Origin of the sequence: Frankia sp. Mgl5 (assembly GCF_023242985.1) — a bacterium.
Lineage (GTDB): Bacteria > Actinomycetota > Actinomycetes > Frankiales > Frankiaceae > Parafrankia > Parafrankia soli.
In genome coordinates this window covers 1-339 of record NZ_JALKFY010000559.1, presented here as the reverse complement: position 1 = coordinate 339, position 339 = coordinate 1, and the positions used below count along the sequence as shown (strand labels likewise).

Below are 339 nucleotides of genomic sequence, written 5' to 3'. Positions count from 1 at the left end.
GCGGCCCTGGAAATTGTGGACGGTCTCTTTCTCAACCCGTTGGTCGGCGAGACAAAAGCGGACGATATCCCTGCTGATATTCGCATGGAAAGCTATCAGGTGCTGCTGCGCGAATATTACCGGCGGACCGCGTTTTTCTCGCGGTTTTCCCTGCTGCGATGAGATATGCCGGGCCGCGCGAAGCCATTTTTCATGCACTGGTGCGAAAAAATTACGGCTGCACGCACTTTATCGTCGGACGTGATCATGCAGGCGTAGGCAGTTATTACGGCACCTACGACGCTCAGCTGATCTTCCGGCAGTTTACCGCCGAAGAACTGGGCATCTCCCCGCTCTTTT

1 pseudogene is annotated in these 339 nt (G+C 55.2%); it reads left to right on the top strand.

The features are described from left to right. Nucleotides 1-15: 15 nt before the first annotated feature. Nucleotides 16-339: pseudogene (sat, locus tag MXD62_RS40635) on the top strand (sulfate adenylyltransferase); the annotation flags it as partial.